The organism is Rothia sp. P4278 (assembly GCF_048512945.1).
Classification (GTDB): Bacteria; Actinomycetota; Actinomycetes; order Actinomycetales; family Micrococcaceae; genus Rothia.
On record NZ_JBLXXU010000002.1, the window covers coordinates 309,300 to 329,237 of the forward strand.

The 19,938-nt window shown below is 57.6% G+C and carries 17 protein-coding genes and 1 tRNA gene; 10 read left to right on the forward strand and 8 right to left on the reverse strand.

Going from position 1 to position 19,938, the window contains the following annotated elements:
• Window positions 1-66 precede the first annotated feature (66 nt).
• Window positions 67-140: transfer RNA gene (locus tag ACN085_RS05510), tRNA-Pro, on the forward strand.
• 3 nt (window positions 141-143) lie between these two features.
• Here the strand turns inward: ACN085_RS05510 and ACN085_RS05515 are convergent.
• The gene (locus tag ACN085_RS05515; protein WP_419110849.1) at window positions 144-755 is read right to left on the reverse strand and encodes a DNA-3-methyladenine glycosylase I; all 612 of its coding nucleotides are present in this window, start codon (window positions 753-755) and stop codon (window positions 144-146) included.
• A gap of 174 nt (window positions 756-929) precedes the next feature.
• On the opposite strand from ACN085_RS05515, the gene ACN085_RS05520 reads away from it, so the two are divergent.
• Window positions 930-1,493 (forward strand): NADPH-dependent FMN reductase, encoded by a 564-nt coding sequence (locus tag ACN085_RS05520; RefSeq protein ID WP_419110850.1) that lies wholly within the window; start codon window positions 930-932, stop codon window positions 1,491-1,493.
• 116 nt (window positions 1,494-1,609) lie between these two features.
• Here ACN085_RS05520 and ACN085_RS05525 read toward each other — a convergent pair whose 3' ends face one another.
• Window positions 1,610-3,775 carry an MMPL family transporter gene (locus tag ACN085_RS05525; protein ID WP_419110851.1) on the reverse strand — a complete coding sequence of 722 codons (2,166 nt, stop codon included), beginning with the start codon at window positions 3,773-3,775 and terminating at the stop codon, window positions 1,610-1,612.
• A gap of 117 nt (window positions 3,776-3,892) precedes the next feature.
• Complete coding sequence (locus ACN085_RS05530; RefSeq protein WP_419104775.1) at window positions 3,893-4,906, reverse strand: hypothetical protein; 1,014 nt, start codon at window positions 4,904-4,906, stop codon at window positions 3,893-3,895.
• A gap of 106 nt (window positions 4,907-5,012) precedes the next feature.
• Here ACN085_RS05530 and ACN085_RS05535 point away from each other — a divergent pair, with 106 nt between their 5' ends.
• Window positions 5,013-6,371: a cation:proton antiporter gene (locus ACN085_RS05535; RefSeq protein ID WP_419104776.1), complete on the forward strand. Its 1,359-nt coding sequence runs from the start codon at window positions 5,013-5,015 to the stop codon at window positions 6,369-6,371.
• Between the two features lie 49 nt (window positions 6,372-6,420).
• Here the strand turns inward: ACN085_RS05535 and ACN085_RS05540 are convergent, their stop codons facing one another.
• Genes ACN085_RS05540 through ACN085_RS05550 form a run of 3 tightly spaced genes read right to left on the reverse strand, consistent with a single transcriptional unit; the run spans window position 6,421 to window position 9,488 of the window.
• Window positions 6,421-7,062 (reverse strand): LutC/YkgG family protein, encoded by a 642-nt coding sequence (locus tag ACN085_RS05540; RefSeq protein ID WP_419099149.1) that lies wholly within the window; start codon window positions 7,060-7,062, stop codon window positions 6,421-6,423.
• The gene (locus tag ACN085_RS05545) at window positions 7,062-8,687 is read right to left on the reverse strand and encodes a LutB/LldF family L-lactate oxidation iron-sulfur protein (protein WP_419099148.1); all 1,626 of its coding nucleotides are present in this window, start codon (window positions 8,685-8,687) and stop codon (window positions 7,062-7,064) included. Before ACN085_RS05545 ends, ACN085_RS05540 begins: the two co-directional genes overlap by 1 nt.
• 3 nt (window positions 8,688-8,690) lie before the next feature.
• Window positions 8,691-9,488: a (Fe-S)-binding protein gene (locus ACN085_RS05550; protein ID WP_419104778.1), complete on the reverse strand. Its 798-nt coding sequence runs from the start codon at window positions 9,486-9,488 to the stop codon at window positions 8,691-8,693.
• Between the two features lie 509 nt (window positions 9,489-9,997).
• Here ACN085_RS05550 and ACN085_RS05555 point away from each other — a divergent pair.
• Entirely contained in the window at window positions 9,998-11,695 is a 1,698-nt protein-coding gene (locus tag ACN085_RS05555) for an L-lactate permease (RefSeq protein WP_419110852.1), read from the forward strand.
• Between the two features lie 127 nt (window positions 11,696-11,822).
• The gene (locus tag ACN085_RS05560) at window positions 11,823-12,578 is read left to right on the forward strand and encodes a FadR/GntR family transcriptional regulator (RefSeq protein ID WP_419099145.1); all 756 of its coding nucleotides are present in this window, start codon (window positions 11,823-11,825) and stop codon (window positions 12,576-12,578) included.
• Window positions 12,579-12,648: 70 nt separating this feature from the next.
• On the opposite strand, the gene ACN085_RS05565 is transcribed toward ACN085_RS05560, so the two are convergent.
• Window positions 12,649-13,575 carry a phosphoribosylaminoimidazolesuccinocarboxamide synthase gene (locus tag ACN085_RS05565; protein WP_419110853.1) on the reverse strand — a complete coding sequence of 309 codons (927 nt, stop codon included), beginning with the start codon at window positions 13,573-13,575 and terminating at the stop codon, window positions 12,649-12,651.
• Between the two features lie 93 nt (window positions 13,576-13,668).
• Entirely contained in the window at window positions 13,669-14,946 is a 1,278-nt protein-coding gene (gene purD / locus ACN085_RS05570; protein WP_419110854.1) for a phosphoribosylamine--glycine ligase, read from the reverse strand.
• 124 nt (window positions 14,947-15,070) lie between these two features.
• On the opposite strand from purD, the gene ACN085_RS05575 reads away from it, so the two are divergent.
• The 5 genes from ACN085_RS05575 (at window position 15,071) to purM (ending at window position 19,896) form a co-directional block, all read left to right on the forward strand.
• Window positions 15,071-16,069: an asparaginase gene (locus tag ACN085_RS05575; RefSeq protein ID WP_419110855.1), complete on the forward strand. Its 999-nt coding sequence runs from the start codon at window positions 15,071-15,073 to the stop codon at window positions 16,067-16,069.
• Window positions 16,069-16,464, forward strand: a complete 396-nt coding sequence (locus ACN085_RS05580; protein ID WP_419110856.1) for a sterol carrier family protein — start codon at window positions 16,069-16,071, stop codon at window positions 16,462-16,464. The genes ACN085_RS05575 and ACN085_RS05580 overlap by 1 nt, the downstream gene beginning before the upstream one ends.
• Window positions 16,465-16,505: 41 nt before the next feature.
• Entirely contained in the window at window positions 16,506-16,877 is a 372-nt protein-coding gene (locus tag ACN085_RS05585) for a hypothetical protein (RefSeq protein WP_419099140.1), read from the forward strand.
• A gap of 146 nt (window positions 16,878-17,023) precedes the next feature.
• Window positions 17,024-18,754, forward strand: a complete 1,731-nt coding sequence (gene purF / locus ACN085_RS05590; protein WP_419104784.1) for an amidophosphoribosyltransferase — start codon at window positions 17,024-17,026, stop codon at window positions 18,752-18,754.
• Window positions 18,754-19,896 carry a phosphoribosylformylglycinamidine cyclo-ligase gene (gene purM / locus ACN085_RS05595; protein WP_419099138.1) on the forward strand — a complete coding sequence of 381 codons (1,143 nt, stop codon included), beginning with the start codon at window positions 18,754-18,756 and terminating at the stop codon, window positions 19,894-19,896. The genes purF and purM overlap by 1 nt, the downstream gene beginning before the upstream one ends.
• Window positions 19,897-19,938 lie beyond the last annotated feature (42 nt).

Sequence of the window (19,938 nt, forward strand, 5' to 3'; positions counted from 1 at the left end):
CCCCGGAACACCGGTTTGCGGTGGGCCGGGGCAGGAGTTATGATTGAACAGTTGTTCTAACAACATCGGGATGTGGCGCAGCTTGGTAGCGCGCGTCGTTCGGGACGACGAGGCCGCAGGTTCAAATCCTGTCATCCCGACAGCTAGCCCCAGTTTCTTAACAAGGAAGCAGGGGCTTTTCTTGTGCCTAAAGTTTGTTCCCTGATAGGGCAGGTCAGCAGGTGGTCATTGACCATACCTGTTGCCTGCATAAAGGCATAGACAGTTGTGGGCCCCACAAACTTAAAACCCCTAGCCTTGAGGTCCTTACTCATAGACTCGGATAGGTCGGTTCGAGCCGGTACCTGTTCTGAGCTCTTCCAGAAGTTAATGATGGGCTGATAGTTCACAAAACTCCAGAGGTAATTATCAAAAGATCCAAACTCATGGCAGACCTCAACATAAGCATGTGCATTAGCCAGAACCGACCTTATTTTGAGTTGATTCCTAATAATCCCCTCTGTCTGCATGAGACTAGCGACCTGCTGGTCCCCATAGGTCACTAAAACTTCGGGGTCAAAGTCCGCATAGGCCCGGTAGAGTGACTCTATTTTGGAAAGCACGGTATACCAGCTGAGGCCTGCCTGTTGCCCTTCCAGATTAAGCATGGCCAAGAGGGCCCTGTCATTGTGTTGGGGTCTGCCCCATACCCTGTCGTGATAATCACGCTCAATTTCGCTCTGGAGAGCCCAGGGGCATCTCTGCCTGTCCAGCATAAAAACTCCCTTTCGAACTTTTCCCTGATGCGCTGCCGGGTAGACTTGACCGAAGAGTAGTCCCGCAGCAAGACGTCTAGGGGCAGCAGCAACAAGGCCACCAAGATTTACTTGATAGATACAATACGTTAGCTAGGGGTAAATGCTTTGGGCTTCGTGTGAAAGGGTAGCACCATGTCAGTAAAAATTCTTATCATCTCCGGCTCAGACCGGACAGGTTCCTTCAACACCCAGCTCGCCGAGCAGTTCGCTCAAACCGCCCAGGCTAGGGGCCTTGAGGCAGAAGTCTACAACTACTCCCATATACCCTTACTCAGTCAGAATGATGAGTTCCCCACCCGAGCTATTATTGCCCAGCTCCGCGCCGATATTAAGCAGGCAGACGGGCTACTTATTGTCTCTCCCGAATACAACGGCGCTTACCCCGCTCGCCTCAAAAACCTGATCGACTGGGCCTCACGGCCCGATCCTGCTGAAGCCCCAGGAACTCCCACTGTCCTAGCCGGTAAGAAGGTGGGTATTGCCTCGGTTGCCAACTCCAGCTACGGCAAATTTGCTCTCAAAAGCCTGGAGCATCTTATTAACTTTGTAGGTGCTGACCTGATGGACAGCCAGGGTCTCGGTATCCGCATACCGCGAGAGGCCCGTGCAGAAGGCAAACTGATTCTTGATTGGGAGCAACAGCAGAAAGCAGATACCTTCATAGCTAACTACCTGGCCTTTATCCACCAAGGATAAATTTTTACCAGCTTCTAGGAGCTAAGGACTGCAAAGGCAGCGGGCAAAAAATTACAAGAGCACTCCGGTCACCGGAGTGCTCTTGTAATTACGATTATCGCCTTGGGTTTACCTTCCTAGCCTGAGAGTTTAGAGGGCCACCAGATTTTCTTACCGAAGTCCTCTACCAGGGCCGGTATCAGCAGAGCCCGCACAACGGTAGCGTCCAAAAGCACACCAAAGGCAACGATAAAGGCCAGCTGAGCCAGGAAGATGAGCGGGATAACGCCCAGGGCAGCAAAGGTCGCAGCCAGTACGATACCCGCTGAGGTAATCACCCCGCCGGTTGCAACCAGGGCGGTGCGCAAGCCTTGCCTGGTATCCGTGAGCAGGGTTTCTTCGCGTACCCGTGTCATCAGGAAGATGGTGTAATCAATGCCCAGAGCCACCAGGAATACGAACCCGAAGAGAGGCACGGTGGGGTCTGCGCCGGGGAACTTGAAAATATGGTTAAAGACCAGGGCTGAGACTCCCAGCGCAGTCAGGTAGGACAGTACCGTGGCGGCCACCAGAATGAGCGGAGCTAGAATCGAGCGCAGGAGCAGCATTAGAATCAGCGAAATAACTGCCAGCACCACCGGGATAATCAGTGCCCGGTCATGCTGGGCACTGGTGATAGTATCCAGATCCGATGCGCTAGCACCGCCCACTAGGGCCTCAGGAGCCTGGCTCTCAAAGGCTTGACGGATCTCCAGAATGGTTGCTTCTGCCTGCGTGGAATCAGCCGGATCAGCAAGGGTTGCTTGGAGCATCACGCGGCCCTTTACCTCGGTGGGGCTGGCAGCAGCAAAGATGGGGGGCAGACTCTCAGCAGAAGCCCCTACCGGCACGGTTCCTGCCGGGGAATCAGCAGAAATAGCGGAAACCGAGCTGACACCCTCAAGGTGATCAAGAGCAGCAATAGCCGCATCTTTCTGCGCTAGGGGCACGATAATGTTGGCCGGGGAGCCAGTGCCACCTGGGAAGTGTTCAGCCAGCACATTTTGGCCGTCCCGAGCCTGGGAGGCACCCAGTACCAGGTCGGACTGGCGTACGCCCTCTGCCTGGAAAGTGGTGGAGAAGCCCGCAAAGACCGCCAGCAGAAGTGCGGTAGCCAACCAAACCTTACGGGGTTTAGCCGCCACGAAGGAAGCGATGCGCGACCACAGACCGGTAGAGGCCTCGCGCACCTGGCCTGCATACTTGGGGCGGGCAGGCCAGAAGGCAACACGGCCAAAGAGAGCCAGTACGGCGGGCAGGAAGGTCAGCGACGCCAGCATAGCGAGCGCAATACCGGTTGCGGCCACCGGGCCCAGTGCCTTGTTCGATGCAAGTTCTGAAAGTAAGAGACAGAGTAGACCGGCGATCACGGTTCCACCGGAAGCCAGGATTGGTTCTAGGGAGCCTTTCCAGGCTACGGTAGTGGCCTGGAAGCGGGAGCTGTACTGGGTTAGGGCTTCACGGTAGCGGGCCACATAGAGCAAGGAATAGTCAGTGGCCGCACCCACCACAAGAATGAGCAAGATGCCCTGAACCTGGCCGTTAATCATGACCCAACCAGCATTAGCCATATGCCAAATCACGAAGATAGCTCCCGAGAGCGCAACCACCGATGATGTCAGCACCAAAATGGGTAGTAGTGGTGAGCGGTAAACCACCAACAAAATAATAAAGACAACAACCAAAGCCACTATCAGAAGCAGGCCGTCAATGCCGCCAAAGGCTTCCGTCAGATCCGCGGTAAAGCCAGCCGGTCCGGTCACATAGCCGGTCAGTCCATCGGGGACCTGGCTGATATCTTCCCGGATTGCTTTTACAGTGTCACCGGTTTTACCCTCGGTGCTGATAGGCAGAATGATTTCGGCAGCCCGTCCATCCTCTGAGTAGATAACGGGTGAAGCCTCACCGGTGAAAGTGTCGTTCTGGGCCAGCCGGTCGGTAAGACCTTCCAGGTAGGTGCGCTGAGCGTCGGTCAGCTGGCCTTGGGCCTCAAATACCAGAATTGCGGGAATGGCATCGGTTCCCAAGAAGTCGCCCTGTTCTTGAACGACCCGGGTTGATTCAGCCGAGGCAGGCAGGAAGTCAGTTTGTGAGTTAGTGGAGACCTCAGAAATTTTACCGAAGTAGGGGCCACCCACTCCGGCAACCCCCAACCAGACCAGGGCGAGGGTCAGGGCGATCAGAACCCTAAGCCAGGTATGTCGGGGTTTCTGCTCTTTTGTGGGATCCTGTTTCCAGGGAGCCGTGCGAGTTAGCTGTGGCATAGGGGTGATGATTCCTTACTTCATAGTGCCTTGGCCCCTACTCTACTACTCATCGGCTCAGTAGCACTCAAGGCTAACCCCGTACGGCCCAAACCGTAGCTTCTGGTTCATGGGCCGCTAGCCGCGACCCGATACCCAGGCCAGAGCTGTTTCGAGGGGGCCACGTCTCAAGAAGGTGTGCCCCAAGAACCGTTGCCAAGCCCAGGCGAAGAGTAGAGCCAGAACAATCAGGCCGAACATCATGGGCCAGGAGTCATCACGGGCAGGTAGCCCGTAGCCCACGGCATAGACCGAATAGGCAGCTAGAACCGCGATCTGAAGAACATAGAGAGAAAGGGTCATACGACCGGCCGCCACCAGGGGAGCCAGAAACCCTTCACCTTGGCTCAATACTCGGGCCAGCAGACAAGACCAGCCCACCACCGCGAGGCAGGCACTGAGGCTAAACCCAATTTCTAGGCGGCTGGAGGTGTAGGGCAGGAATTCTGGAACGGCAGTTCGGGAGTACCAGAACAGCAGGCCTGTCAGACCGGTTCCGGCAACCGCAACTGCGGCATCTCCCACAGCTCCCCAGCTTTCCAGGCCAGCGGCCAAGATAGCGCCCAGGCAGGCATAGGTCAGCAGGGTGAGCACCTGGTAGCTGTGGCCGGTAAAGGCCCAGTCGTAGAGGTAGGCGGTGTAGCTACCGTTGAGGGTAGCCTGAGCGGCATCTGCGGCAAAGTAGGTGCGAGCCGGGGCCGCCCACCACCAGCAGGCCACCGCCAGGGCACCCAAAGCCCAAGCTGGCAAAAAGACCAGGGGTGCCATGATGAGGCTGAGCAAGCCCAGGTACTGGAGCACAATATCCACCTGAGCCCCCCAGCTACTGATATAGAGCCCCAGAGCGATCAGGGCAATTGCACGGACAACAGAGCTAGCAAAGAGACTTGGGAAACCCATGCGCTGGGATGAGTAAAAAGCTGAGGCCCCCAGAAGCAGAGCGAATAGGGGCGCAGTCAGGAACTCACTGAGGTTAAGTAGCCCAGCGGGGCCACCCGTCGGGGCAGTGTGGGCAACAAACATGCTAATCAGGGCGATACAGCGCGCCAGATCGATACCAATAATTCTGCCCGCTCCGGAATGGTCTGGCATAGTCCTCCCTCACATTTACTCAGAGATAGCCTAACACCGACTCATAAGGCGGTAGGGTAGTCGCTGGTCACTAGTCTTTTACAAACGACATATGAGAGGACGTTCTATGCCCTTTGGAGCGAGCGAAACGACAACTCTTCTTGCCGCTGGTTCCTCAACAACCAGCGAATATATCTCCATTTTTTGGATCTCGCTGGTAGCACTCCTGGCTCCTCTAGCCAGCAACCTGGTCCGCAAAAAGATTCCAGACGTTGTTTTCCTCATCATATTTGGCACCCTGATCGGCCCTCATGTCTTAGGGCTTGCCAGCGGTGACGAAGGGGTTTCCCTCCTCAAGGACCTAGGGCTGGGTTTACTCTTCCTGCTAGCCGGTTATGAGGTCAACACAGCCTCACTACGCGGTCGACAGGGTGGATTTGCCGCGGGCGCATGGGCTGTGAGCTTCACTCTGGGCTCGCTTCTTGCCATGGTTTTGACCGGTTTCAAAGGGGATCTGTCGGTCTATGCGGTCATTGGTATCGCCATGAGCTCCACAGCCTTGGGCACCCTCCTTCCCTTACTGAAAAGCCACGGCAAAACGGGAACTACGGTAGGTGAAAGCGTCATGGTTCACGGGGCTATCGGTGAGGTTCTGCCCATCTTTGCTATGTCCTTGCTCCTTTCATCGCATTCTCCTTGGCTGGCTGCTCTGATTTTGGTGGCCTTCATGCTTGTTGCCCTGTTCTCAGCAATTCTGCCTCATCGTCTTTTTGAAAAAATTCCTGGCTTAAGCAGAACCATGGCCGCCGAGGCTAACACCACTAGCCAAACCATGCTCCGCCTAGCCATGTTGTTGCTGGCTACCTTGATGATGGTAGCTGCTGTCTTTAATCTCGATGTGGTGCTAGGAGCCTTCGCCGCAGGTGTTATCTTACGCTCGCTGACCCCAGATGGAGCCTTCGAACCATTCTCCAAACGCCTAGAGGCCCTGGGCTTTTCCTTCCTGATTCCCCTTTTCTTCGTGTGCTCCGGCATGGGAATCACGGTCTCAGTTATCTGGGAACAGCCCCTGACCCTAGCAGCCTTAATCCTGGGTATTCTCTTAGTACGCGGGCTACCGGTAGTTCTAGCTGAACGGTTCTTAGACACCGGCTCAGGCTTGCAGACTCCTCAGGAGCGGCTCCAACTGGGTCTCTACGCCTCAGCTGGCCTGCCCATGATTGTGGCGGTCACAGAGGTAGCGCTAGCTCATAACCTCCTCACTGAGCACAATGCTTCTCTGCTCGTAACCGGCGGTGCCCTAACAGTTCTTCTCTTCCCCTTATGGGCATCCGCTATCGGAGCAGTTGCTAAGGGTAGCCCCGCCCCCACTCCGGAAGTCTCCAAGGACTCAAGAGAACTCCGGAGCGCCAAGAAGCAAGAGCGTTCGGCTGCTGTGCAGGCAGCAACCGGCGTTATGCCCCTCGTTAAAGAGAAAGGGGAGTAGCTACCAGATCATCAGTGGTAGCTACTCCCCCAGGGCCTAACCAAAAGGCCTATTTGAGGATAATGACATCCAGGGTGCGAGGGCCGTGTACGCCCTCCACGCGAATCAGCTCAATATCGCTGGTTGCTGACGGCCCCGAAATCCAGGTCACAGGCCGGGAGAAATCCAGGCGGGAGACAGTCTCGGGAATCAGCTCCACAACAGTATCCAGGGGAACCACGCAGATGTGGTGGTCGGGCACCAGCGAGATCGCGCGGCGGCCTTCCTGATCGGTACTGTTGAGCGCAATAGTGCCGGTCTCCGCGCAGGAGACGGTGGATGAAGTCACCACAGCGTCAACGGCGTCGAGTTCACGCACAGACAGAGCACCGGGCTTGTTAGCGTTGCCCGAATCCACCATGCGGGAACGGGCGGCGGTGTCTTCAGGCAGCCACTGACTCTTCAGGCCAGAGGGGACCACGTAGCGAGCTGACTTGCCCAGCAGCTCAGCGATACGCTCGGCAATGGTTTCCTCGGTTTCCTGGTAGACATTGGCCTTGTAATCAACCAGGCGGTCAATCAGAATCTCGGTGATCTCCTCAATACCTTTGTCGCTCTCGCGGCGGTAGTTGCGGATAGGTTCAGCGGGCTGAGGGCTGTCCCATAGGGAGGCGCGGATGCGACCCAGGATTTCTGCTTTTGCATCAGACATTAGTTAGCCTCCTTGGGGGCAATGGGGTTAGCGGCCGCGGCGTTAGCGTGGGCCTCAGCGATCTTTGCCTGGTTAGCGGCTATAAGTGCCTGAACATCAACACGCTCGCCAGCTACACGCTGGGGAGCCTGCCCGCGTTCCTTCTTCCACTGGTTACGGAAGGAGGTCTTGGGGGGTTCAGGAATGTCACGGTAGTCGGTCCAGCCGCCCACAATACCGGGGAGCTTGGTGATCTTGTGATTCTTGCCGGTAATCAGCTTGGAGGCAGGCAGACCCTTGGTTGCCAGTGCCATCATCTTGCCCGAGGAGAAGAGCTTCTTAGCGCCAAACATCATGGCATCCATCTGCAGGTGGCGGTCTTTCTTGCCACCGGCAAATTCGCCCTGAGCCTTTTCGGCGTCCACAGCCTTACCGCGCAGGTGAACCAGCACTTCGGGGATGTTGATTTTGACGGGGCAAGCGTCATAGCAGGCACCGCACAGCGATGAGGCGAAAGGCAGGGTCGCGTTATGTTCGTTCTCAATGCCGCCCAGCTGGGGTGAAAGGATAGCACCAATGGGACCGGGGTAGGTGGACCCGTAGGCGTGGCCACCTGCCCGTTCGTAGACGGGGCAGACGTTCATACAGGCTGAACAGCGGATGCAGTGCAGAGCCTGGCGGCCTACCTGGTCAGCCAGCGCTGCGGTACGGCCGTTGTCCATAAGGATAACGTGCAGGTTCTGGGGGCCGTCACCCGGTGTGACACCGGTCCACATGGAGGTATAGGGGTTCATGCGCTCACCGGTAGAAGAGCGGGGCAGGAGCTGGAGGAAGACCTCGTAGTCCTGAACGGTGGGCAGAATCTTCTCGATACCCATGAAAGTAATCAGGGTTTCAGGCAGGGTCAGGCACATACGGCCGTTACCTTCGGACTCCACGATGGTCATGGTGCCGGTATCGGCGATACCAAAGTTTACACCGGAGATAGCGACCTTATTGGTCAGGAACTTTTCGCGCAAACGGAAACGTGAGGCCTCGGCCAGTTCAGCAGGGTCGTTGCTCAGGTCGGGGTTGACGCCCTCAATCTTCTTGAGGAAGATGTCACGGATTTCGGTACGGTTGCGGTGAATGGCGGGTACCAGAATGTGTGAGGGGCGGTCGTTATCGCCCAGCTGGACGATTTCTTCTGCCAGGTCGGTCTCGATGGCTGAGATACCGTGCTCTTCGAGGAACTCGTTGAGGCCGGTTTCTGCGGTCGCCATGGACTTGATCTTGTTGACCTCGGTGACGCCTTCAGCCTGGATCAGTTTGAGGGCAATCTCGTTGGCCTCATGGGCATCGCGTGCCCAGTGGACATGACCGCCCTTGGCGGTAAAGTTACGCTCAAATTCTTCCAGGTAGGTGTCTAGGTTGGCCATGACCTTCTGCTTGATCATGGAACCGGCGGTGCGTAGGTCCTGCCAGTCTGATAGCTCCGAGATAACAGCGGCACGCTTGTTGCGAATCTTATGGGTGGCAAAACCCAGGTTGGAGCGCAGCTGCTCGTTCTGAAGCTCACGTTCTGCGTATTCAGGGAAGGGCTCAAATTCGAAGATATTGCCCACGCCGTGACGAACTTTGGGCATACCGAGTGCGGTGCTTGACATGGTTTATTTACCTCCTGCGGTGACAGCAACGGGGCCATCGACCTTGAGCGGGTTGTCCTTGGTGGATGCTAGGATCTCGGCGTAGTGTACGGTGCGCACAGCTGAGTCCTTGCGGGAGAGGGCGCCGCCAATGTTCATCAAGCAGGAGGCGTCGCCACCGGTGCAAACTGAAGCACCGGTCTTTTCAATGTTTTCGACCTTGTCGGCAACCATTGCGCCGGAGGTGTCAGCATTCTTAAAGGAGAAAGTGCCACCGAAGCCACAGCACTGATCCAGGCCTTCAATCTGGGTGTACTCCAAGCCTTCGACGGTGCGGATGAGGTCTTCTTGGCGGGTGCCCAGACCCAGCAGACGCATGCCGTGGCAGGATGAGTGGTAGGTGACTTTCTCGGGGAAGTAGGAGCCCAGCTGCTCGGCAGCATTGGTAATACCGCAGACATCAATCAGGAATTGGGAGAGCTCAAAGGAACGAGCGGCCAATGAAGTAGCGGCCTGAGCGGTGGCGGTATCGCCTGCACGCTCAGCAATCATGGGTTGCTGGTGCCCCAGAGAGGCAACGCAGGAGCCAGAGGGCGCTACAATCGCATCAAAATCCCATTCTTCAAAGGACTTTACGTGGTTCTTGACGATGGGATAAGCATCGTCAAAGTAGCCCGAGTTGACATGCATCTGGGAACAGCAGGTCTGACCCTGCGGAAAAACAACCTCGTGACCGAGACCTTCCAGAATGTCTACAGTAGCCTGAGCCACCCTGGGGTACATTGCGTCGACGATGCACGTTGAAAACAGTGCGACACGCATCTTAATTTCTCTCTTCTTCAGTGTGGCAGTGAGCCTGCCTGAGGCCTAACACGGGCAGGTGAAAAACACGGACTTCGTGATGGGAAAGGCTAGACAGGCAGATGCCCGTTCGATTGGCTTCTTTATCCTTCATTTAACACGATAAATAAGAGATTTTAATACTTTAAATAGGTCATATTTTCTTGTGCAAAATAAGATAACCTTGCCCTGCCCTCTCCTGCCAGAAGTCAGGGGCGGAGGCTAGGAGGCTACCCACCCCCATAGAACACACAATCTCACCTGAAACAACAAAGCAAGAAGCCTGGAGGCGGCCAAGGGAGTAGAAAGCCACAGGAACGGAAGGTGACAAAAATTTATTCCCTCAAAAGTTGGTGAGCGTGAGAAGTCTCATGTATCGTAGAGCCCGAAAACAATGGTCTGACCACATGCGGTTAGACCACAAATTTTTTTGGCTTCTCCCCGCAGCTTAGGGCAGGAGCACTCACCACACATCACATAAGGAGGACGCAGTGGAAAATACCTATACCGCTGTAACCGACGCAGTCGGTGGTAGCCTCGCGCTGAGCGCCCTGGTCTCAGCCCTGCCGCTACTTGCATTCTTTATCATGCTCCTAGGCGTCAAGGCTCGTGCCCACGTCTCAGGCTTGGTCTCACTTCTCGTTGCTATCCTCGTTGCCGTCTTCGGCTTCGGTATGCCCTGGGATTTGGCCGGCATGTCCGCTTTCCGTGGCGGTATCTACGGCATCTTCCCCATCGTCTGGGTTATTCTCATGGCTATCTGGTTCTACCAGATCACCGTGCTCTCAGGCCGCTTTGAAGACCTGCGCCGTACCTTCGACCTGATCGGCGGCGGCGACCTACGTATCCAGGCCATCCTGATTGCTTTCTGCTTCGGCGGCCTACTCGAAGCTCTGGCTGGCTTCGGTGCCCCCGTTGCAATTACCGCAACCATGATTCTGGCCCTGGGTGTCAAGCCCCTCAAGGCAGCTACCACCGTTCTGATTGCTAACACCGCACCCGTTGCCTTCGGTGCTGTCGCTATCCCGATTACCACCGCAGGTGATGTTGGCGGTAAGTCAGCAGCCGATATCGCAGCAATCGTTGGCCACCAGGCTCCCTTCATCGCTTTCTTCGTACCCTTCATCCTGCTCTGGATCCTGGACGGCGTTCAGGGTCTCAAGGATGCCTGGATGCACGCAGCGGTTATCGGCGCTTCCTTCGCTATCGCTCAGTGGTGGGCCGCAACCTACTTCGTCTACCAGCTAACCGATGTTATCGCCTGCATCGTCTCCATCGCTACGGCTGTTGTCTTCCTACGCTTCGTCAAGCCCCGCGGTGTTGAGGGCGTCCGGGAGCGCTACGGTATCACCGGTCCCATCGAAGCTGAGCACCTGCCCGGTCGTCGTATCTGGATGGCGCTTATGCCCTACCTGGTTGTTGTGATCATCTTTGGTCTGGCCAACCTGATCGATGATGTTGCCAAGTGGCTCAAGAGCACCGCGATCACTTTCGATATGCCCCTGCTCAAAGACCGTCTGCTCACCGCCTCAGGCGAGCCCGTCAAGACCGTTTACGCCTGGCCCTGGTTGAGCAACCCCGGTACCTACCTGCTGATCTCGGGCATCATCGTTGCGGTTCTCTACTCCATTTTCAACGAAAACGGCAAGTACAAGATCTCCCTGGGTGATGCTTTCAAGGAAATCGGTGCTGTTGCCTACAAGATGCGCTGGTCAGCAGTAACCATCGCCTTGGTTCTGGCTCTGGCCTATGTCATGAACTACTCCGGCCAGACCGTCGCTATCGGTCAGTACGTTGCCTCACTGGGTGTTGCCTACGCCTTCCTGGCTCCCATGCTGGGCTGGGTCGGCACCGCTGTAACCGGTTCAGATACCTCAGCTAACGCCCTCTTCTCCAAGCTCCAGGTCACCGCGGCTGAACATCTGCAGGCTAACGGTATGACCGGTGCTCACCCCGAGCTCATGCTGGCTGCTAACACCACCGGCGGTGTTGTCGGTAAGATGATTTCGCCCCAGTCCCTTGCTATCGCCGCTACCTCGGTTGATATGGAAGGCCGGGAGTCCGAAATCTTCAAGGCAGTTCTTGGCTGGTCTATTACCTTGCTCCTGGCGGTTTGCCTTCTGGTCTTCCTGCAGGCAACCGTTCTCAGCGGGGTTCTTGTTGAGCCTTACATCACCGGTGGCCACTAAGTTTTAGTAGCCCACCGCTGAGGTAGCACTCAGTAACCCCATAAGGGCGGAGCAGTACCGGCATCAAGAGCCTGTACTGCCCGCCCTTTCCCTTACCCCAGGCCCTTCCCAAACCGAAAGTCAGCGCGTGAAAGACAAAGAACCCACTTACACTGCTCTGCTTGAATCCATTGAAAACCGGCTACGCCACGGCCAGCTCCGCCTAGGTGACCGGCTCCCCGGTGAACGGAGCTTGGCCGAAGAGTACGGCATCTCCCGCGCCTCAGTCCGTGAAGCCCTGCGTATTCTCAGCGCTGTGGGTCTAATCCGTTCCGGTGTTGGCTCAGGCCCTAAATCCGGTGCTGTCGTCGTTTCTCAGCCTTCCGACGCGCTGGGCTGGGCTCTACGCATGCATATCGCCACCCGCACCCTACCGGTGGCAGATATTGTCAGCACCCGTGTTCTGCTCGAAGGTGAGGCGGCGGCTAAAGCCGCCACCCAGGCCCACCTGCCCGAGCACGCCGAGTCTTTAGCAACAGCCCGCCGCTACCTCGAAGAGATGGATAGAGACGACATCTCCGATGAGCGTTTCCACTTCTGCGATACGCGTTTCCACTACGAGATTTCCTCGCTGGGGAGCAACATCGTTATGGATACCGTTATCGACTCACTTCATCTGGCCACCGTCAGCTACGTGCAGGAGGCCGTGCCCTACCTGGAGGACTGGGCTAGCACCAAATCCAGGCTCCAAGAACAGCACCGGGCCATCTACAAGGCCGTAGCAGCAGGCAATGCCCAAGCTGCACAAATGCACGTGACAGAACATATCCGCTGGTTCTATGCGCTCTCCGAGATTGGCGCTACCCACGCCGACTATCATCGCAAGGTCCGTGACCTGGCCTAAGCCCGCAACACCTATGTCACAGCAAAGGGGAGGGAGCCTAGAGCACTCCCTCCCCCTGTAAGCCGAGCCGCTAGGCTACAAACTCCTGCCCGGTCAGCCGTTCGAAGGCTTCAATGTAGCGGGCACGGGTCTTTTCCACAACATCGGCGGGTAGCTCCGGCACGGGGCCAAGGCCATCCCAGCCGGATTCTTCGCTCTTGAGCCAGTCGCGCACATACTGTTTGTCGAAAGATGCCTGTGGGCGGCCGGGCTCGTAGTCTGTGGCATCCCAAAACCTCGATGAGTCGGGGGTCAGGACCTCATCACCCAGGGTAATTTCGCCCCGGTAGGAGTCTGTGCCAAATTCAATCTTGGTATCGGCCAGAATGATGCCCCGTTGACGGGCAATTTTCTCGGCGGTTTCGTAGACGTAGAGGGTCAGCTCCTGCAGGCGGTCAGCGATAGCCTCCCCCACCTCTTCATCGAGTTCCTGGCGGGTGATGGGTTCATCGTGCTCCCCTACTTCGGCTTTGCCGGTGGGGGTAAACAGGGCCGGTTCGAGACGGGAGCCATCGACCAGTCCGCTAGGTAGCTCGTACTCATTGACCTTGCCGGTCTTCTGGTAGGAGGCCAGCCCGGAGCCGGTCAGGTATCCACGCACGATGCACTCTACCGGGAACATGTTCAGTGACTTACAGATCATAGCGCGACCAGCAACAATCTCGGGGACATCGGTGGAAAGCACGTGGTTAGGTACCCCCTTAAGCTGGTCAAACCACCAGAGGGATATCTGGGTGAGAATCTTCCCCTTGTCAGGGATCTCGGTAGGCAGTACCTGGTCAAAAGCGCTGATGCGGTCGGAGGCAACCACCATCACGGCACCGGCACGTAATTCAGCATCGTCTTTAAGGTTGATACCTGTGACATCCTGGGTATCTTCGGCGGGGATATATAGGTCGCGTACCTTGCCAGAGTAAACGTGCTTCCAGCCTGGAATATCAAGAGGGGTATGGTTCATCGCGTTCTCCTGTGGGTGAGCATGAGGGGTAAATGAAGCTATAAAGGAGTGACTGCCCGCCGGTGGGTACGGTGGGCAGTCACTCACAGCAGTTTAGGGGGTGGGAATGGTGATCCGGTTTTTGACAGCGGCCAGGGCAATATCGGTACGGTATTGAGCGCCTTCCCACGAAATCTCTTGGACCCCAGCGTAGGCGGCCTGGCGTGCTTGATCAAGGGTTTGGCCCAGGCCAACCACGGCTAAGACGCGGCCACCGGCAGTCACGGTCTCGCCGTTCACGCTGGCTGTGCCCGCGTGGTCTATGTGCACGTTCTCCAGGGCGGCGGCCCTTGCAAGGCCGCTAATGGGGTCACCCTTGCGCGGGGTATCGGGGTAGTTCTGGGAGGCAATAACAACGTCCACGGCGCTCCGGGGGTCCCAGTCAAGCGCGAGGTCAGCGGGTAGCTCACCCTTAGCGGCGGCAAGAAGTAGAGCACCGAGCGGGGTGCGCAGACGGGCCAGAACGACCTGGGTTTCGGGGTCGCCAAAGCGGGCGTTAAACTCAATGACCCTGATACCGCGGCTGGTAGCGGCTAGACCGCAGTAGAGTAGGCCCACAAAGGGGGTTCCGCGACGAGCCATCTCATCGACGGTGGGCTGGGCGACCCGTTCAATAACATCTTCAACAAAGCCTTCGGCGAGCCAGGGCAGTGGGGTGTAGGCACCCATGCCACCGGTGTTGGGGCCACGGTCGCCGTCAAAGATTCGCTTGAAATCTTGGGCTGGGGACAGGGGCAGGCAGGTAGTACCGTCTGAAATGACAAACAGGGAGACTTCGGGGCCGTCCAGGAACTCTTCAATGACTACGCCACCTCCGGCGGCAAAGCAGGATTCGGCATGAGCCAGCGCAGTATCGTAGTCATCGGTGACCACAACGCCCTTACCTGCGGCCAGGCCGTCATCTTTCACAACGTAAGGGGCACCAAAAGAGGTCAGCGCTGATTCGGCTTCTGCCCGGTTAGTTGCAATGTGAGCCATAGCGGTCGGCACACCGGCACTTGCCATGACTTCTTTAGCGAAAGCTTTAGAGCCTTCAAGCAGAGCAGCAGCTTTGGAGGGGCCAAAAACGGGGAAGCCCTGCTCGCGCAGAGCATCGGAGACACCGGCGACCAGGGGCGCTTCGGGACCAATAACCACTAAATCAACGGCCAGATCGGTCGCAAGTGCGACAGCTGCCCGGGGGTCATTAGCATCAATTGCGTGAACGGGGACATCGGCTGCAATCCCGGCGTTACCGGGGGCTGAGTGAATCTCAGTGACAGCAGAATCTCGTAGGAGAGCTCGGATAATTGCGTGTTCGCGACCGCCAGGGCCCAAGACCAAAACCTTCATTCTTTTAGGCTACCGGCTAGGTCACGTTTTTATATACCTTTCAGGGCTTTCCTACCACATATTGAGCGGGTTTTTTCATATCCTGACCTCACCGCTCGCTAGGACTGCCCGCTACACTTGAACCATGCACACTTTTCAGGCCGGTAGCGCAGCAGAACTCGCAGTCATTACCCGAGGCAACTTTATAGAGTCCAGGCATGTGGGCTCCCTGGTGGTGCTCTCCCCCAGCGGTGATACAGCCCTGACCTTGGGGGCACCGGAGGAGCTCATCTACGCGCGGTCTGCCCTCAAACCCTTTCAGGCTATTGCCTCAATGAACGCCGGCGCTGAGCTTCAGGGCGCACAGATTGCCCTAGCTTCAGGCTCCCACACCGGCTCCTTTGAGCACATGACGGTCGCCCAGGGCATCTTGGCCGAGGCCGGCCTGAGCGCAGATGACCTGCTCTGCCCGCAGGCCTGGCCCACCGATGAGCCCAGCTACCAGGCCCTCCTGAAAGCGGGTCACGGCAAACAGCGCCTGGCCTTTAACTGTTCCGGTAAACACGCCGCCTTCCTGTGGGGCTGTGTCAAGTCGGGCTGGCCTACCGAAGACTATCTTTCCCCCGATCACCCCCTCCAAGAGCTGGTAATGCGCACCATTGAGCAGTTCACCGGCGAGGAACCCCAGCACATTACCGTGGACGGGTGCGGTGCCCCGCTCGGTGCAACTTCTCTCACTGGCCTAGCACGCGCCTACAGCGCTCTGGGTTCAGCGGTGGAGAACATTAAGGCCGATGCCCGCGCCGCCACCGTTGCCACCGCAATGGTGGACTACCCCGAGTACGTCCACGGCCATAACAGCTCCGATACCCTTTTGAGTCAGGCGCTCGATGCCGTGGTCAAGCGCGGTGCCGAAGGCGTACTGGCTATTGGCCTGCGGTCCGGGGCCTCTGTTGCTCTGAAAATCTTGGACGGTTCCAACCGTGCCGCTCCCCTGGCCGCTGTCCGGGCCCTCCAAGCGGCAGGCTATATCGACCGGGAACTTGCGGACCGGGCTGTGGCCGCAACAACTTTCCCCATTACCGGTGGTGGCGCTGCCGTGGGAGCCATCGAACCGGGCAGGGCTTTTGAGGGACTGCTCTAGTGGCTATCCGCCGCAAAATATCGGAGCAAAACGGTGCCGCCGCCCTGGCCCAGGTAAGGTTAGCGCTCACCACAGGCACAAGCGACGGTGAAAGAACTCAGGCCTTTGCCGCCCTACCCCGGTCGGTGCGGGCCACCGCTGTCCGCTATTCCCTAGAGGAACTGGCCACCCTGGCACCGGGAAATTCGGTTGAGGTACGCGTTCCCCCCTACGGGGTTACCCAGTGCATTGCCGGGCCACGGCACACCCGCGGCACTCCGCCCAACGTGGTCGAAACAGATGCCTACACCTGGTGTTGCCTTGCTCTGGGGCTGGTCCGCTGGGAGCAGGTTCTTTCTAAAATTTCTGCTTCGGGTTTACGATCAGACCTCAGCGAGCGCCTGCCCCTCTTCTAGCCGCGCTCCCGGAAAGATAAACCTTGGTATCGTTGGTGTCTATGAGTCTTCTATCTAAATTCCGTCAGCCCACCGAGCCGCAGGCTCCCCTTACTGAGCAGGATAAGCAGGCCGCCCCCGGCCAGCACTTCTCACCGGCCACAGCACCTGAGCGCGCCCAGCTTACTGTGCGTAGAGCTCCCTCCTTGCCTGCCTTCGCTATCACCGGTCTGCTCATTGGCCTGGTTGTTGCTTTTGTGGTTACCGCGCTGGGCCCGGAGAACCCTAGCTACACCTTTGCAGCGGTCTTCGGGGTCATGGCCGTTATCTTTGGCACCCTCTGTACCGCAGCAGCCATCGGCCTGGCTCTCTTGCTGGAGCGTCGTTCAATCCGGCATACCACCACCTACAAAGCTATCAGTACCAAAGACTAAGGGTTTCTTGGCGACACTCTCTTCATAGATGTGGATACCTGTTATCACCTAGGTCGCAGACAGGTACACTAGGAATGTTCGCTCGCTCACGTTTATCCCAGGCGTGAAGGCGAGATAACCACCACAGAAGAGATGGAAAATCCACCTTGGCTCGTCCTGACGGAAAGCTCTCCTTCGACCTGGACCCTGTAGACCACGGCCCCAAAGATGAATGTGGTGTCTTTGGTGTATGGGCTCCCGGCGAAGATGTCGCAAAACTTACCTACTACGGCCTATATGCCCTCCAACACCGAGGCCAGGAATCTGCCGGTATCGCAACCAGCGACGGCAAGCACCTCAGCGTGTATAAAGATATTGGTCTGGTATCCCAGGTATTCGATGAGACCACCCTCAATGCTATGCAGGGGCATCTATCCATCGGGCACTGCCGTTACTCCACTACCGGTGGCAATATCTGGCAGAACGCCCAGCCCACTCTAGGGGATACCCCGCACGGGACCCTGGCCCTGGCCCACAACGGTAACCTGGTAAATTCGGCTGATCTCTACGACCGACTCCTGGCAAAAAATGGGGGTAAACGCCCCGAACGTGGTGAACTGGCCCAGGGTAACACCACCGATACTGCGCTTGTTACGGCGCTCCTGAAAGAACACAGCTTCGAGAGCTTAGAAGAAGCGGCACTGGACTTACTGCCCACCCTGTCGGGGGCCTTCTGCCTGGTTTTCATGGACGAACAGGCCCTATATGCCGCGCGTGACCCGCAGGGGGTCCGTCCTCTGGTCTTGGGTAGGTTGGATCGAGGCTGGGTCATTGCCTCTGAAACTGCCGCCCTCGATATTGTGGGCGCCTCCCTGGTACGAGAAGTCGAACCCGGTGAGTTCATCACCATTGACGAGGACGGTTTACGTTCCCAGCGGTTTGCTTCAGCTCAAGCCGCCGGTTGCGTCTTTGAGTATGTCTATCTGGCCCGCCCCGATACTACGATTGCCGGTCGAAGCGTCTACGAATCCCGGGTGGAAATGGGCCGCCAACTTGCCCGTGAACACAAGGTTGAAGCTGACCTGGTCATGCCCACACCGGAGTCCGGAACGCCTGCGGCTATTGGCTATGCCCAGGAGTCTGGTATTCCTTTCGGTAACGGCCTGGTCAAAAATGCCTACGTTGGCCGTACCTTTATTCAGCCCTCTCAAACTATCCGGCAGCTGGGTATCCGCCTTAAGCTGAACCCTCTGCGTTCGGTGGTTGAGGGTAAGCGCCTGGTTGTTATTGATGACTCGATTGTTCGTGGCAATACCCAGCGCGCCCTGGTACGGATGCTCCGTGAGGCAGGAGCCAAGGAGGTTCACATTCGAATTTCTTCGCCTCCGGTCAAGTGGCCCTGCTTCTACGGTATTGATTTCGCTTCTCGCTCTGAACTCATTGCTAACGGGCTGACCATTGATGAGATTCGTCAGTCGCTGAGTGCTGATTCCCTGGGTTATATCTCCGAAGATGGCATGATTGCAGCAACCGAGCAGCCCCGCGAACGCCTGTGCACTGCCTGCTTTACCGGTAAGTATCCTATTGAGCTTCCGCATGAGGACCGACGCGGTAAATCTATTCTGGACAAGGTCGCCGGTGGCCCCCTAGCAGGAACTGCTGCTGAGGTGACGGTAGAACGCCCAGTAGCCCATAAGCCTGACCACGCCCAGGCTATTTCTCTTGAGACTCGGGCCGGGTCCCGTTCACTGGAAAAAAAATTTGAGGAACCGGCCCAGCAGTCGCAACCTGCACGGCCAGGCTGCGAGCCCGGCCCCGACGCTGAGCTTGAAGATTTGGTACTCCCCCAAGACACACGCCCTGCCGCTGAGTGCGGCACCGACCGAGAGGCAGGCTGATGAGCCAAAACCAGAACGCAGTTACCTACGCTTCGGCGGGGGTTGATGTTGAAGCGGGTGACCGCGCCGTTGAACTCATGAAAGACGCTGTTAAAGCAACCCACGGTGCCGGTGTAGTAGGCGGAGTGGGTGGCTTTGCTGGCCTGTTCGATCTCTCGGTGCTCAAGGGCTATAAGAAGCCCTATCTGGCAACCTCCACCGACGGTGTGGGTACCAAGGTTGCTATTGCGCAGAAGCTCGATATCCACCACACCATTGGGCATGACCTGGTGGGCATGGTGGTTGATGACATCGTGGTAACCGGTGCCAGGCCGCTCTTTATGACCGACTACATCGCAACCGGCAAGGTTGTGCCCGAGCGTATTGCCGATATTGTGCGCGGTGTGGCTGAGGGCTGTTCTTTGGCGGGTACTGCCCTGGTAGGTGGTGAAACCGCTGAGCACCCCGGCTTGCTGGCTGAGGACGAATACGATCTTGCCGGTGCTGCGACCGGCATCCTTGAAGCCGATGAGCTCTTGGGCCCCGACCGGGTGCGCGAGGGCGACGTCCTGATTGCTATGGCGTCTTCCGGTATTCACTCCAACGGCTATTCACTGGTGCGTAAGGTGCTCTCTCTTGCGGGCTGGGAGTACCAGCGGCAGGTCCCCGAGCTGGGCCGTACCCTAGGTGAGGAACTTCTGGAGCCTACCCGCATTTACACTGCTGACTGCCTGGATCTGATTGAGGCTTTCCCCGTCAACGGTGAGGACGGCCAGACCGGTTCCGGTATCCGTGGTTTCTCGCATGTGACCGGTGGCGGCTTAGCCGCTAACCTGGCACGCGTTCTGCCGGTAGGTACCGTGGGTATGGTAGACCGCTCCACCTGGGAGATTCCGGCTATCTTCCGCCTGATCGGGGAACTAGGATCTGTGCCCCGGGCCGACCTTGAGCGCACCCTCAACCTGGGTGTGGGCATGATTGCCGTGGTTGACCCCTCGGTGGCTGATGCCGCTCTTGCCCGACTCAACCAGCGGGGTCTGCCTAGCTGGGTGCTGGGCACCGTTGAGGCCGACACCGGCCAGCACAGGGATAACCCCGACTATGTGCAGGGCGCTAAGGGCGTAGACGGCGGTGCCGCCGTGCTCCTTGGTTCCTACCGCTAAACACAGAATGAAATGGCCCGGAGCTTGTGTTCAACCTCCGGG